At 60.2% G+C, this 13,555-nt stretch carries 12 protein-coding genes and 1 pseudogene; 5 read left to right on the top strand and 8 right to left on the bottom strand.

Going from position 1 to position 13,555, the window contains the following annotated elements:
* Window positions 1-112 precede the first annotated feature (112 nt).
* Entirely contained in the window at window positions 113-991 is an 879-nt protein-coding gene (locus tag CK228_RS24955) for a cytochrome c oxidase assembly protein (RefSeq protein WP_095789593.1), read from the top strand.
* 34 nt (window positions 992-1,025) lie between these two features.
* A complete protein-coding gene (locus CK228_RS24950; RefSeq protein WP_095789592.1) occupies window positions 1,026-1,400 on the top strand; it encodes a c-type cytochrome in 375 nt (124 codons plus the stop codon).
* A gap of 2 nt (window positions 1,401-1,402) precedes the next feature.
* Here CK228_RS24950 and CK228_RS24945 read toward each other — a convergent pair whose 3' ends face one another.
* The 3 genes from CK228_RS24945 to CK228_RS24935 form a co-directional block, all read right to left on the bottom strand.
* The gene (locus CK228_RS24945; RefSeq protein ID WP_095789591.1) at window positions 1,403-2,326 is read right to left on the bottom strand and encodes a cytochrome c; all 924 of its coding nucleotides are present in this window, start codon (window positions 2,324-2,326) and stop codon (window positions 1,403-1,405) included.
* Window positions 2,327-2,487: 161 nt separating this feature from the next.
* Window positions 2,488-2,694 (bottom strand): KTSC domain-containing protein, encoded by a 207-nt coding sequence (locus CK228_RS24940; RefSeq protein ID WP_095789590.1) that lies wholly within the window; start codon window positions 2,692-2,694, stop codon window positions 2,488-2,490.
* Window positions 2,695-2,714: 20 nt separating this feature from the next.
* Window positions 2,715-3,005, bottom strand: coding sequence for a hypothetical protein (locus CK228_RS24935; protein WP_245437891.1), 291 nt, complete (start codon window positions 3,003-3,005; stop codon window positions 2,715-2,717).
* A 1,034-nt stretch (window positions 3,006-4,039) separates the two neighbouring features.
* On the opposite strand from CK228_RS24935, the gene ligD reads away from it, so the two are divergent.
* Window positions 4,040-6,688, top strand: coding sequence for a DNA ligase D (gene ligD, locus CK228_RS24930; protein ID WP_095789589.1), 2,649 nt, complete (start codon window positions 4,040-4,042; stop codon window positions 6,686-6,688).
* Window positions 6,689-6,829: 141 nt separating this feature from the next.
* On the opposite strand, the gene CK228_RS24925 is transcribed toward ligD, so the two are convergent.
* The 4 genes and pseudogenes from CK228_RS24925 to CK228_RS35925 all read right to left on the bottom strand — a co-directional run.
* Window positions 6,830-7,639 (bottom strand): Ku protein, encoded by an 810-nt coding sequence (locus CK228_RS24925; RefSeq protein ID WP_095789588.1) that lies wholly within the window; start codon window positions 7,637-7,639, stop codon window positions 6,830-6,832.
* Between the two features lie 12 nt (window positions 7,640-7,651).
* Window positions 7,652-8,518 carry a Ku protein gene (locus CK228_RS24920; RefSeq protein ID WP_095789587.1) on the bottom strand — a complete coding sequence of 289 codons (867 nt, stop codon included), beginning with the start codon at window positions 8,516-8,518 and terminating at the stop codon, window positions 7,652-7,654.
* 378 nt (window positions 8,519-8,896) lie between these two features.
* The gene (locus CK228_RS24915; protein WP_095789586.1) at window positions 8,897-9,142 is read right to left on the bottom strand and encodes a WGR domain-containing protein; all 246 of its coding nucleotides are present in this window, start codon (window positions 9,140-9,142) and stop codon (window positions 8,897-8,899) included.
* Between the two features lie 275 nt (window positions 9,143-9,417).
* A pseudogene (locus CK228_RS35925) lies at window positions 9,418-9,933 on the bottom strand (type IV secretory system conjugative DNA transfer family protein); the annotation flags it as partial.
* Window positions 9,934-10,513: 580 nt separating this feature from the next.
* Here CK228_RS35925 and CK228_RS24900 point away from each other — a divergent pair.
* Together CK228_RS24900 and CK228_RS24895 are read left to right on the top strand one after the other, a co-directional pair.
* On the top strand, window positions 10,514-11,425 hold the full coding sequence (locus tag CK228_RS24900; RefSeq protein WP_095789583.1) for a hypothetical protein: 912 nt from the start codon (window positions 10,514-10,516) through the stop codon (window positions 11,423-11,425).
* 566 nt (window positions 11,426-11,991) lie between these two features.
* Window positions 11,992-12,399 carry a DUF427 domain-containing protein gene (locus CK228_RS24895; RefSeq protein WP_095789582.1) on the top strand — a complete coding sequence of 136 codons (408 nt, stop codon included), beginning with the start codon at window positions 11,992-11,994 and terminating at the stop codon, window positions 12,397-12,399.
* Window positions 12,400-13,265: 866 nt separating this feature from the next.
* Here CK228_RS24895 and CK228_RS24885 read toward each other — a convergent pair.
* The gene (locus CK228_RS24885) at window positions 13,266-13,550 is read right to left on the bottom strand and encodes a DUF982 domain-containing protein (RefSeq protein ID WP_095789580.1); all 285 of its coding nucleotides are present in this window, start codon (window positions 13,548-13,550) and stop codon (window positions 13,266-13,268) included.
* Window positions 13,551-13,555: the final 5 nt, after the last annotated feature.

Genomic DNA, 13,555 nt, shown 5'->3' with positions numbered 1-13,555 from the left:
CCGCCGGATTGGCCAGATCCGAGCGATTTATCACCGATGCGGGTTTCCTGATCGCGCTGGCATTTGTGTTGGCGCTGTCGTTGCAGGGGGCGGCTACGATGCTGCTGGATCCATGCCAACGCTGATCCGCACACTGGTCTGCTTGATCATCGCCAGCCCGGCTATGGCGCATGGGAACGAGACACACGGTTCGGCATACCCTTGGACGTTTGACCCGTGGATCGTCGTGCCGCTAGCTGTACTTACCATACTGTACGGCGTTGGCGTCATAAGGTTGACTTGGCGGATCAGGAGACCGGGCATCATGTTGATCCGGGTCTTGCCTTACTGCGGCGGCACGCTGGCGTTGGCAGGTGCACTGCTTTCGCCGCTTCATTGGCTTGGCGAACACCTCTTTACCTTCCATATGATCGAGCACGAGATTGTCATGGCCGTATCGGCGCCCTTGATCGTGCTGGCTCGGCCAGTGGGTCTCCTGCTTTGGGGATTGCCCCGAACAACGCGCCACGCCGCTGGCTCGGTGATGCGTATGGCCGTTGTCCGCAGGGCATGGGATTGGTGTATTGGCGCCACCAACGCGACCATCATTCACGGCGTTGCCATCTGGGCCTGGCACGTGCCCGTCCTGTTCGACGCCGCCGTGACCGACACGCTCCTTCACCGCCTCCAGCATCTGAGCTTCTTCGCGACGGCGATACTGTTCTGGTGGGCAATTGTCTGGCGAAGTGATTATGGCGCCTCGGCATGGCATTTGTTCCTGACCATGATCCACACCAGCATCCTGGGGGTCTTGATGGCGCTTGCCCCGCGCGTGCTCTATGTCGCGCAGACCCAAACCGCGATGGACTGGGGACTAACGCCGCTGGAGGACCAGCAATTGGCGGGCATGATCATGTGGGTGCCGGCAGGAACGGTCTATGCGGCCGCGGCAATGACGATGCTGGCGCTCTGGATCCGGCACTCGAGCGGAAGAAAGGCGCAAAATGCCTAGCTTGCTGGGGTCTGTTCCCGGTCGAGCAGCCTTAATGGCCGGCGGCCTTATCGTGGCTTCAGCTGCGTTCGTCACGGCCAACATTGCGCGTGACAATCATACCCGAGCCGCCACCGCGAAAACGGTGACCGGTGGCGATCCCGATCGCGCTCCGGCAATCTTTCGGCGGTATGGTTGCTCCGGATGTCATACGATTCGCGGGATCCCGGGGGCGGACGGTCAGACAGCCGCTCCGCTTACGGGACTATCGAGGCGCGTCTACATCGCTGGCGTGCTGGAAAACCGCTCCGACAATCTCGTCGCCTGGATCGTTTCGCCGAGTAGCTTTTCCCCGCGGACGGCGATGCCATCCACCGGTATCTCCGAACAGGAAGCACGAGACCTTGCGGCCTATCTCTATGCCGAATGAGCCTATGGACCAGGCGTTGCAATCGCAGGAAGCGCCTTGACGTAGCGCGCGATCGCCTGGCGGTCGCTATCAGGCAACATCGCAGAGTTCGTTACCACATCGGCCATGGACGATCCCACGCGTCCATGATTGGGCGTCTCGCCCGTCTTGAGCATCGTTGCGATATCCGCCTCGCCCCAGCTGCGCAATCTCTGCTGAGTTATGTTGGGCACGAACCCCGTCCCCTGCGGATCGATGCCACCTGCAAAAAGGGTGCCGGACTTGATCGCTCCGAACGCGTTGCGGCTCGAGTGGCACTCTGCGCAGTGCGATACCGTTTCAACGAGATAGGCCCCGCGATCACGCGTGGGTATCCCGCTCGTGTCTGCCGCCGATCGACCTTGCCGAAAGAACAGAAGTTTCCAGAACCCGATTGACCGGCGGACCATAAACAGAATTTTGGGATAGTGGGGCGGCGGCCGGCCCGAGACCGCCGGAAGCGTCCGCAGGTAAGCATACAAATCCTTTATGTCCGCAACCGTCATTCCCGTAAAGCTCGTATAGGGAAAGGAGGGATAGTAATGCTCGCCGCTTGGCGAGACGCCCCCGACAAGTGCATTCGCCAAGTCGGCCGCGGTCCACCTGCCTATACCGTCGATCGGATCGGGAGAAATGTTTGGCGGCCGGAAGGTGCCGAATGGCGAGCCAAGTGCCATCCCGCCGCCGAGCTTCAGCCGGTCCGATTGCCCGGGTGTCGCATGACACGAAGCACAATCGCCTGCCGCGAAAACGAGCTTGCCAAGCGAGGCGTCGCCGGTGCCTTGAAACTGCGGGTCGTCTTGAGAAAAAGGAGGGCGAGCTTTCGATAGATACCACGCAGCCACGGCAAGCGCAGCCCCTGCAAGCAGTAAGGCAATAAAAACGGATTTACGTGAACCGCCCAGCATGATGCTCCCACGTCCGGGTCTTGATTGCACCGCGCTTTCCCCCGTGACTGCGGAAAGTCCTGTGTCCCCCCAAACAGATGAAATTTGATGACTACGCGGAGATCCAAACGTGGGTTTGAGACTTTAGTTCCTCTACCGCCGGCGCTTAATCAAGGTGGTCGTTAGACGTCCGTTGACCGCCGATATGGATAACGGTCCCGAATGCAGTCATTAAAGAAGCGGCCTTTTGCGAAGGCGCTTCGGAATGCGGCGTAGACCTCCACTGGAACTCCCTCGTAGTCATAGCGCTTGCCGCTCGCGACAAACCAGACGGAGAGAACTTCGCTCTCGGGATCGTATTCACTCTTGCGGATCGACGTCGAAGGCATGGCGTCGACCTAGACGATCGTCATCGGCATGTAGCGGATGATGACTTATCCTGCCGGAATCTTCGTTCGAGTGCGGCACGGCGCTCGAGCCAATCCGCCAGATCGACTTCCTCCGTCATCACCTCGAAGATAACGATCTCGTCGCTGTCGGATTCCGCGCCTTGCCGCCACAGACCCGCAGGAGCCTGAAGATAGGCCGTGACGCCTTCAAATCGGCTCGCCAGTTCCTCCTTGACCCGATCGAAATTTTTCCTCGCGAAAGGCTGGCCCGCCTTATCGGCCCGGGGGAGAAGGATCTGGAAAAGGTGCATGCTCGATACTCGCTGACCGCAGTTAACGATTGCGGAGCCTACCGCGTTCCCTTTCTTTGAAGACCTCTGCTATGCCTGGCCGTGCTCACTCCGCGCGCGTTCGTCGAATGGGTCGACGCCTTCTCGCCGCGCCACCGTGCTGCCATGGACTCCGCGTTGGCTGCCGCAGCGGCTGGCAATGAAAGCGCCGGCGATGAGTGACAGTGCACCAATAAGGCAAACGGTTGCGTCGGATTTGGTGCCGCGTCAGCAGCCTTCTACGCTGTGACCTTTGCCTGCTCTACTTGCGCGAGTACGGCAGTGCCGTCGCATCCGCCTAGCACGGGCCCGTAAGTGCGTGGCGATGAGTGCCCCAGCGCCGGTTTCAATGAGATGGCGCTGGAACCCCAAACGTCGGGCGGGGCAAGCAACTCAATGAGCTGCTCAAAACGATGGTAACCGGATCGCGCCCAGCCGCGTCGGCCATTCCATCAATGGCGTCGAGAACTGAAGCCACGCATCGATACGCCTATGACGGATAGCCGCCGCGCGCAATACCAGACGCTGACTGATCGGTTCGAGCCGCGACGCGGTCGATCCCGTTTGCGCGCTCGCTAGGCGGGCAGCCCTGAAAAGCCGCCGGCTTGGGCGGCGCGCCGAAGCGGCTGATCTTCGCAAACAGCATGGCGAGAACCTCAGCAAGCGATAGCCGCGTGGGATGAGATTCTCCAAGCGCTCAAGGCGCTGGATGCGGACATTTCCGCAAGCACGCAGGCACCAGGTCCGTCGCGAAGGCAGGCCCGGCGTCGCGGGAGATTGTGTTTCCCGCATTGGGCTCGCATCACGCGCCATCGCCGGCGCGATGACGATGACGACCCGCCGCCTTGTCCTGCCTTTGCAGCCGTTCCGCCAGAACTGGCGGTGGCGGTGCCTTTGCTTATCCCGAGCCCGCACTGGCATAACGCCAGCGCGGGCGCGACGCCCGGGGGGAACATGTTTGCCACGCCGAACATTCCTGCTTGTAGGCCGATTGGTCCGTGGTCCGAGGGCATCGAATGGCGAGCGACAAGCTAACAACATACAAGGCCAAGCGCGATTTCAAGAAGACGCAGGAGCCGAGCGGTCAAGGGTCGGTCAAGCCTTCGAGCCGCCGCCGTTTCGTCATTCAGAAACATGACGCGACGCGACTGCATTACGATCTGCGACTTGAGCTCGGCGGCGTTTTCAAATCCTGGGCTGTGACGCGCGGTCCCTCTCTCGATCCTCATGACAAGAGGCTCGCCGTCGAGGTGGAAGATCATCCGCTCGACTACGGGGATTTCGAAGGGACGATTCCAAAAGGCCAGTATGGCGGCGGCACGGTCATGCTGTGGGACCGCGGCTATTGGGAGCCCGAGGGAAAGAAGAGCCCCGAGCAGGCGCTGGCCAAGGGCGATTTCAAGTTCACGCTCGAAGGGGAGCGGCTGCATGGCAGTTTCGTGCTGGTGCGGATGGCCAACGACCGCGAAGGCGGCAAGCGCACCAACTGGCTGCTGATCAAACATCGCGATGAATATTCCGTAGAGACAAACGGCGCCGCTATCCTCGACAAGAATGACATCTCTGTCGCGTCCGGACGCAAGATGGAGACAATTGCTGCCGGCAAGGGCCGCAGCCCGAAACCCTTCATGCTGCAAGGCGGCAAGGCCGAGGCCGATGCTGTGTGGGACAGTCGTACAGGCTTGGCGGCGCAGGAACGGAAAACAAACGTTCGCGGAAAAAGGAATAAGCACGGGACAGTCATTCACGCCGATCTTCCCGACTTCATTGCCCCACAGCTCTGCCAGACGCTGGCACGGCCGCCCTCCGAGAGCGGATGGCTGCACGAGATCAAGTTCGACGGCTATCGCATCCAGATGCGCGTTCTGGGGGGCGAAGCGATCTTGAAGACCCGCAAGGGTCTCGACTGGACGGTCAAATATCCCGCCATTGCCCGAGCCGCCGGCAATCTGCCCGATGCGATCATCGACGGCGAGATCTGCGCGCTCGACGAAAACGGCGCCCCGGACTTTGCCGCCCTTCAGGCAGCGCTGGCCGAGGGCAAGACTGATGCGCTTGTCTACTTCGCCTTCGACCTGCTGTTCGAAGGCGCTGAGGATTTGCGTGTCTTGCCACTGAGTAAGCGCAAGGCGCGATTGAGTCAGTTTCTGACCGACACGGGTCAGGATGATCGCATCCGCTTCGTTGAGCATTTCGAAACTGGCGGCGAGGCAGTGCTTCGCTCGGCCTGCCGGCTGTCCCTGGAAGGCATCGTGTCGAAGCGCGCGGATGCGCTCTACGTTTCCGGCCGCACCGAGACGTGGGCGAAGTCAAAGTGTCGTGCGGGCCATGAAGTCGTCATCGGCGCCTATGCCACAACCAATGGCAAGTTCCGGTCGCTTCTGGTCGGCGTCAACCGCGGCGATCACTTCGTCTATGTCGGCCGCGTGGGCACCGGCTATGGCGCAGCCAAGGTCAGGGACCTGCTGCCGAAGCTGGAAGCTGCCGCGACTGGGAAATCACCCTTCACCGGCACCGGCGCGCCGAAGAACGAACCCGGCGTCGTCTGGCTGAAGCCGGAGCTGGTGGCCGAGATCGAATTCGCCGGCTGGACGTCCGACGGGCTCGTGCGCCAAGCCGCCTTCAAAGGTTTGCGTGAGGACAAACCGGCCGAGGAGGTCGAAGCCGATAGACCTGCCTCGCCGGAGAAGACCAAGGTGCCCCAGCCGCGGGAGCCGACCTCAGCGAAGCCTTCCCGCAGTGGCGGCAAGGTCGATGTCATGGGTGTGCTGATCTCGAACCCGGACAAGCCGCTGTGGCCGGATGCCAATGATGGCACCCCGGTAACCAAGGAAGATCTCGCCCGCTATTACGAAGCGGTCGGTCCCTGGCTGATAGAGCACATCCGCGGGCGGCCCTGCTCAATCATCCGCGCGCCGGATGGAATCGGCGGCGAGCAGTTCTTCCAGCGGCATGCGATGCCGGGAACCTCAAATCTTCTTGAACTGGTGAAAGTGTTCGGCGACAAGAAGCCCTACCTGCAGATCGACCGTATGGAGGGCCTCGCCGCCGTCGGCCAGATCGGTGCGCTGGAACTGCATCCCTGGAATTGCGAGCCACAGCAGCCGGAGGTGCCGGGCCGGCTCGTCTTCGATCTTGATCCAGGTCCCGACGTTCCGTTCAAAACGGTTGTCGAAGCGGCCAAGGAAATGCGCGCCCGCCTCGACGAACTTGGGCTCGTCAGCTTCTGCAAGACGACTGGCGGTAAAGGGCTGCACGTCGTCACGCCCTTAGCGGTCACCAAGCGCAGCAAGCTCACCTGGCCGGAGGCCAAAAGTTTTGCTCATGATGTCTGCCTGCAGATGGCGCGGGACAATCCAGCCCTCTACCTGACCAAGATGGCGAAGAACCAGCGCTTCGGCCGCATCTTCCTCGACTATCTGCGCAACGATCGCATGGCGACCGCCGTGGCTCCGCTGTCGCCGCGGGCCAGACCCGGCGCGACAGTCTCCATGCCGCTCACCTGGGCGCAGGTCAAAACCGATCTCGATCCGAAGCGCTTCACCCTGCGCACGGTGCCCGGGCTCCTGGCAAAGAGCACGGCCTGGAAAGACTATGGCGATGGCCATCGCCCCCTGGAAGCATCCCTCAAGCGACTGGCAAGATCGATGCGGCGGGCGGTCTGACGCGCGACGGGAGTTTCCTACCATACGAAGTCACCGAGAATGTGAGCTTGCAGGGCATGATCGCCTGGCCCCGGACATGGTCCACGAGGTGGCCTGGGAGACCGGGGCAGCCCGACCCTTGAAACGGCTCTATCTCGACGTCTAGCGCTTGCCGGGACGATTCTGAGCTTCGACGGACTTGCGCAGGGCATCCATGATATTGATGACGTTGTTTGGCGTCGCCTTCGGCTGGGAGGCCTTCGCCTTGGCCGGACGCTTTGTCTTCTTGCGCTTAGCCTCGATGATGTCCAGGAGCTTGTCCTGCACGGGATCGGAGACCAGCTTGCTGTCCCAATGGCGGGTCTGCTTCTTAATAAATTGCTGGATGAGGGGCATCATCTCGGGATCGGACTTGTTCGCGTCGATCCCCTCGAAATAGGCGTCCTCGTCCCTGACCTCGTCGCCATAGCGCAGGGTCCACAGTACGATGCCCTTGCCGCGGGGTTCTAGCATCACCGCGCGCTCGCGCCGCGAGATCACCAGCCTGGAGATACCGACCATGTCTTCTGCTGCCATTGCGTCGCGGATGACCGAGAAGGCCTCCTGGCCGACCGGATCGTTTGGCGACAGGTAATAGGGGGTGTCGAGCCAGATCCATTCGATGGAATCGCGCGGCGAGAACACATCGATATCGATAGTCCTGGTGCTGTCCAGGGCGACGTCCTCCAGTTCCTCGTCTTCGAGAATGATGTAATCGTTCTCCCCACGCTGATACCCCTTGACCTCGTCCTCCTCCTTGACTTCCTTGCCCGTGACGGCATCGACGTAGTGGCTGACCACGCGGTTGTTCGTCTCGCGGTTGAGCGTATGGAAACGGACCTTTTCGCTCTCCGACGTTGCCGGCATCATCTGCACCGGGCAGGTGACCAACGAGAGCTTCAGATATCCTTTCCAATAAGGTCGAACGGCCATGATGATCTCCGATCAGGCCGCGCGTCTGGAACCGGCGGCGCGCTTGGGCTGCTTTCGGTTGCGGTCGGTCTTGGCGGCAGCAGCGCGTTTCGGCTTCTGGGTAGGTACCAGTCCGGCGCTCCGGCGCAGGGTCTCCAGAAGATCGCTTGGCTTCGACGATGGCGGCGCCTTCTTCTTCGGCAGTGGCTTACCTTCGATCTTTGCCTTGACGAGCTCGGCGACCGCTGCGTCGTAGCGGTCGTTGAAGGTCTTGGCGTCAAACGAGCCTTTCTTCGTATTGATGATGTGTTTGGCGAGATCGAGCATTTCACCCTCGATCTGGATCGCGGGAATATCCGTGAACGCTTCCTTCGCCGAGCGCACCTCATAGTCGAAGTTCAGCGTGGTGCCGATCAGGCCGCTGCCATGCGGGCGGATCAGCACCGTGCGCAGCCGCCGGAACAGGACCGTTCGGGCCAGCGCAGCGACTTTCGCCTGTCGCATGCCGTCGCGCAGCAGCTTGAATGCGTCGGCGCCCATCCGGTCGGGCGCGAGATAATACGGCTTGTCGAAATAGACGTCGTCAATCTCATCGCAGGGCACGAAGGCCTCGATCTTAAGCGTCTTGTCGCTCTCCGGGACTGCGGCAGCGACTTCCTCGGGTTCGAGCACTACGTAGTCGCCGTTCTCCATCTCGTACCCCTTTACCTGATCGTCGCGCTCGACCGGATCGCCAGTCTCGCTATCGATAAACTCGCGGCGGACGCGGTTACCGGTAGCTCGGTTAAGCGTGTTGAAGGCGATGCGCTCGGACGACGACGCGGCGCTATAGAGCGCCACCGCGCAGGCAACCTCGCCGAATTTGATGTACCCCTTCCAATTCGCTCGCGCTGCAACCACGACACTCACCCTCCAGCACAACTTTTGCGAGTCAATAAGCCGCTGGCCGCCGATATGGTTCCAGAGTCAAAAAGAATCTGAATTCAACAAGTTGGCGGCGTCGGTCGAGAGGACGAGAGGCGTCACCCGGCAGGCGATCGACAAGTGCATGGCGATGGCGCCTGGCTCGGTCGCGGAGGCGTTTCAGTCCGGCTGATTTTAGCGGGAAGCGGAATGGAAGCGAGGCCGCTGCCTTGCGCAATGTCTCGATTGCTCGAGCTGAGACCGGCTTGCTGTGGTGGTAGCCGTGCATTTCATCACAGTTGTTTTTGAGCAGGAAGGCCCCGTGGCCGTCGGCTTCGACGCTCTCGGCGATAACCCTCATATTCAGCTTTTGAGCTAAGGAACAACATAGCCTCGCCGTCGCTTTGCGCGCTCAAGCCGAACCAATGCGCCGTCGACGTCTTGTGGCTCATCAAAGGTCTCGATTTTGATACGGCCCTTCGTCCCGATCCGCCCCCAATTGCGGATGAGTGATGCGCCGCCGAACAGGGTCGGCTGAATAGTCAGCGAATAGAACCTGGCCATGTTGCGGGCGGCATCAATGCGGTGCAGATGAGCTGGTCGTGTCTGTAGGGTACACATGCTGCGGAGTCTCGCTCTCGAGCGCCGAAGCGTCCAACGAGTTCGATGAATCGATCACACCCAATTGATTCACAATACTGATGTATTTGAACCGGAGCCGCTGCCCAAAGACCGCCGGCGAGCATGCCGACTGAGAAGCGGAGGGGCTGAGCGCGCAATCCAAACTGCGCCGAAGAGAAGCCCCGGAGCTTCAATTGAAAGAAAAGCCCTGAGCGATGCGCCAAGTCATTCTTCTTCTTCGGTCCGAACCTGTTAGCGCGCGCGACTGGGATCGTCTCCATTCGCCGGAAATAGATCGCGCACCCATAACGCGGAGGCGGATTGCCAGCGGTGAAGAGGGTCTGTTCGTCGGTGCACCTTTGCATGACTCCGTGAAGCAGGAGAGCGGGTGTCAGATGAGTAGCCTTAAGCGGGTTCTCGACATCCCATTCATTCGCGGGGATGTGCTGGTTTGTGCGACCTCGACAGTCGTGTAGCCGCAACGCTTCGAACATACTCTTCGGTCTCCGGATCGTGATGGCCGCGAACGATATCCAAGAGGCCGACTTGAACCATTTCGGAGGCGTTGCGTTCGCCATAGGCCTCGCGCATCTGGCCGAGTGCCTCAAATAGCATAATGCCGGTCTTGCGCCCTGCATCCCTCGCTGCTTGGAGAACGCGTATGAAGCCGGATGCCACCTCTTGGAAGAAGTGCCGTCTTCACCGTTACGGTTATAGATGGCGTTCATCAGCGAACGGATTATGACGCGCGCAAGGCTCCGGTTCTGAAGTGCCTTGAGGTCGAGGTTGAGACGACGTGAGTTTTGCCCGCCTCAAAGGAGAGGAGCGACGACCTGATGTGCAAGTAAACGCAGCCTGGCGGTTTCGCTGATTGCGGCCACCGACACCATTACGCCAAAAGCGCGGCCCGGAAGCGGATAGGCGGCCCGCCATGTGCCTCTTGAGGCCAATCAGATGCTCAATTCCAGCGCACCATGAGCAACACTTACTTTTCGTCTTTGTAGGACTTGGCGGCTTCTTCTATCTTGCGCCAATCGTCGCCATATCGGCGCAAAAGTTCCCGCGCCTGGTCCGGCGAGACGTTATGGCTCGCCACGATATGCCTCACCTCCGACTCCTCGCCTTTTAGCGGGCGTGAACGGGGCTTCTTTGGCCGTAGGTCTTTTGTAGCCATTTCCTGTCGTCTCGGCATGGATTCGCCTTTCAGATCAGAGTTAATCACCGGCGGACGAGAAGGTTTCACGGCCACAGCGATGCGTTAGATGGGGTGGGCCTGTGGCGCTCCCTTGACCTGTGCATTGTGGATCAACGCTCGTGAACCTAAAGGCTGGGGAAGGCGTTCATGGAAGGGAAACGCCGTTAATCAGCACGATGGTACACTCGGACGCTCATCACGTGCCACGGAAGGGCAATGCTCCCGGCGCCGAAGCTCGCTTTGCGTTCGATAGAATGGCTATCGAGCGATTTCGGCGCGCCTTTCCCCGAGCGAGGTGGAGTGACGAGCGCAAGAGTTGGTTTGTCCCTGGCAAGACGGCAAGGCGCCGGATCGACCGCTGGTTGACACAAGAAACAGAGATGTTCGCTCTCCACGACGACAGCAAGGGTCGTGATGCCTTCGCCTTCGATCCGCTATCCAGCTCATATCTAGAGGTTTCCGACGACCTACGTGTTCGCACGCCTTATTCGAAGTCCGTCCTCGAGGAACTGCGGGCAATTCCCTGGGCAAGTTGGGACGACGAGCTGCGAGCCTGGCGGGTGCCGTTCCGTTCGTTTGAGGAGCTTCGGCGCCGATGGCCGAACATAGAAAAGGCTGCCCGACATGCCGAGCCCGCAGAAAGGATGCGACGACGAGAGGCCGCCAGAGACACTGAAGCTTACAAGGCCTCGAAAATCCGGAATGCCGAACGTCGGCGTCATCGCTATCCACTGCCAGCCGAAGATTTACCGCCTCTTGGCCGACCGGTTGCGACAGCGCAATACGGTGTCATCGTTTTCACCGAAGTGTCGGGTGAACATGTTGAGCCGTCGGCCTTGATGGCTTCATATCCAAACGCAATGGGTGAAGAAATCGACTGCGTTTGGGGTAGGTGGCGTTCGGCTACGCTCGCCGAGCTGGTCAGGACGTGGCCCGCACGCAATCCGCCAGGAGCGGACGAACTTTTGCGCGGCTGGTGGCAACCGACGCTTGCCGAACTGAGAGTCGCCCGTCGAAATGCCCGGAGCCTCGAACGGAAAGAATTAAGTCGCAAGCTAAGACGGCGAGCTGACTTGCAGTCTGAATGAGACGGATCAACAAGACAGCAAACATACTGGGCTCTTCGATAAGCGGCGGGTTACCTGAGGCACCCCGGCTTTCGGGCGCGCCTCAGGGGATCTGCTGGGCTCTGATCAGGCTTCGCGATCAACCAGAGGAAGGTCAGGATGAAACAGGCGAGCCTCGGTCGCCGATCTACCTGCTGGCTCGAAGGAACCAAGATGGACGGTGCTCATGATTTAGGAGGAGGCGGTCATCGCTGTCGCTCGCCGCCGCCTCCGAAGAATGAACCGGACATTAGAGACGCCACCCTCAAGCGCTTCGGCGGCGAGAGCCACGACAACTCCGAACTCATCGCGTTACTTCGCGGCCGCCTACGACGTCGCCCGCAGGAGCAGCACCCTCAAGGTTTGACCTTCAAATGGGGGATGACACCGAGCAGGCTTCAAACTCGCCCTGATCCAGCAAAATGCCGGGACTAAAAACATCCATGAACAACGCGTAGGGGTAAAAGGATTTGCACCAATTGCGTCCTTGGCAGGAACTGGCATGACGGAGCGACGTTTCCAGGGACACGCAGTCAAGGAGAGCTAGAATGCAAACCTCCCCCCTGAGTCCCGAGCATTCTGCGATGGCGCCTGCCATCGTTCCCTTTCATGGTACAGTGACAGTCAGATTCTCCGACGCCATTGTCGCGTCCAGCGAGCACGCAAAATTGCTCTACGAAGACGGACGAAATCCGGTCTTCTACATCCCCTTCGAGGATATCTATTTCGAGCTTTTCGAGAAAACCAACGCCGCCTCGGAATCCCCGTGGGGCACGGCTGGCTATTGGCGCGTTCATGCAGCCGGAGCATCCGCCGATAATTTCATGTGGGCCTATGAGACTCCTGAAAGGGCCGCTTTGGCCATCGCTCGGCACGGCGCTTTCGACCCCCACAAGGCTCGCATTGATGCCGATCCGGCAGAGGACAAGCAGCATACGCCGCACCTCCCCGAATAGTTGTGTGGAGGAAGCGTACGGACCGCCGAGATCTCGATTAGCAGCGCATCGGTTGACGACGGGGCGTCGGTCAAGGTTTGCGCAGCGGGCCGAAACAGTGAGGATGGACTGGCTGGAAAGCGTCCAAGGTTGGTCGTTCCGATCTCAGCCTTCTTTGTCCGCAGCACCCCTCAAAGCTGCAACCGCTCAAAGCCTCCGCGGGGGGCTTTGCGCCGCCGCACGCTGCAATATCGCCACCCAGGAAAGAGGCGCTCGCCGCTTCAAGGAGTTTTGCAGAGCAGGCGAGATTCTTTACCGCGGCGGCCAACCCACAAGCGCAGGGATACCTTTGGCAAGCGCATGCAAACGACATGGCGTTGCACTCTATACCCCCGCAAAGCGGCGGCCCGCTCTCGCCATAAAACGCCAGAACTTTGTTGCCTCCGAGCGTCCCGCCCACCTCCCGGCAGTTCGAACAAGGGCTGGCTTCGCTGTAAGTGTCCGATTTAGGGCCGGAAGGACGCGCTCGGCCACTCGGATGTCTCGGCCGGAGTTACGATGCTAAGGGTAGAGGCGGTCGCGAGTCGAGATAGGCGTCACCGCCCAGGATTATGGCATTGCCTAAGAGGCTGAAGTGAGCCGCTTGGCACCCAAGTACATTAACGCCGAAGCAACACGACCTCGGTCCCAACCGGCTGTTTCGGCGCGGGTTATCAGCTCGTCAACATGGGACGTTAAGGCATCTTGGCAATCGGCGTCATACGGAGTCGCGATTACCTCATGAGTTGGGGGTCTAATTGCGGCTTCCTTTACCATCAACGTTCTCGTGAAAATAACAAGATTGAGGGAAAGGCGGCCGCCGGCTGTGGCAACCGCCTTTTTTGGCCTTAGACGTGGTCGGGCGTCCACGTTGAGAGGGGCGAGGTCGTGACCCCATCATCCATCAGTATATCTTTTTTCCGAGCGAAGGCCGTAAAAATGCCCCGTGCGGTTTCAGGGTCGATATCGCCTACCAAAGCGGCTTTGCAGGCTCGAATAGCCGCTTTCTGTTCCGGGCTATTGCCGCACCACTCCACTGCAAATTGATAGGCCTCGGCAATTGTGTTGAGTTGACGGGGAAAGCCTAACCCAACCCAGACGCGAACCGGTTGTTCAAAAGGCTTTGATAGCATCGCTG

It is taken from the genome of Mesorhizobium sp. WSM4312 (genome assembly GCF_002294875.1).
Taxonomy (GTDB): Bacteria; Pseudomonadota; Alphaproteobacteria; order Rhizobiales; family Rhizobiaceae; genus Mesorhizobium.
Note: the sequence above shows the minus strand (reverse complement) of the source record. Positions and strands in the feature narration are given on the sequence as shown.

Coding starts and splice junctions, on each gene's coding strand:
- CK228_RS24935 (WP_245437891.1), bottom strand. CDS start 3,005: ATGCACCTTTTCCAGATCCTTCTCCCCCGGGCCGATAAGGCGGGCCAG.
- CK228_RS24900 (WP_095789583.1), top strand. CDS start 10,514: ATGGTACACTCGGACGCTCATCACGTGCCACGGAAGGGCAATGCTCCC.
- CK228_RS24955 (WP_095789593.1), top strand. CDS start 113: ATGCCAACGCTGATCCGCACACTGGTCTGCTTGATCATCGCCAGCCCG.
- CK228_RS24950 (WP_095789592.1), top strand. CDS start 1,026: ATGGCCGGCGGCCTTATCGTGGCTTCAGCTGCGTTCGTCACGGCCAAC.
- CK228_RS24940 (WP_095789590.1), bottom strand. CDS start 2,694: ATGCCTTCGACGTCGATCCGCAAGAGTGAATACGATCCCGAGAGCGAA.
- CK228_RS24885 (WP_095789580.1), bottom strand. CDS start 13,550: ATGCTATCAAAGCCTTTTGAACAACCGGTTCGCGTCTGGGTTGGGTTA.
- CK228_RS24925 (WP_095789588.1), bottom strand. CDS start 7,639: ATGGCCGTTCGACCTTATTGGAAAGGATATCTGAAGCTCTCGTTGGTC.
- CK228_RS24895 (WP_095789582.1), top strand. CDS start 11,992: ATGCAAACCTCCCCCCTGAGTCCCGAGCATTCTGCGATGGCGCCTGCC.
- CK228_RS24945 (WP_095789591.1), bottom strand. CDS start 2,326: ATGCTGGGCGGTTCACGTAAATCCGTTTTTATTGCCTTACTGCTTGCA.
- ligD (WP_095789589.1), top strand. CDS start 4,040: ATGGCGAGCGACAAGCTAACAACATACAAGGCCAAGCGCGATTTCAAG.
- CK228_RS24915 (WP_095789586.1), bottom strand. CDS start 9,142: ATGTGTACCCTACAGACACGACCAGCTCATCTGCACCGCATTGATGCC.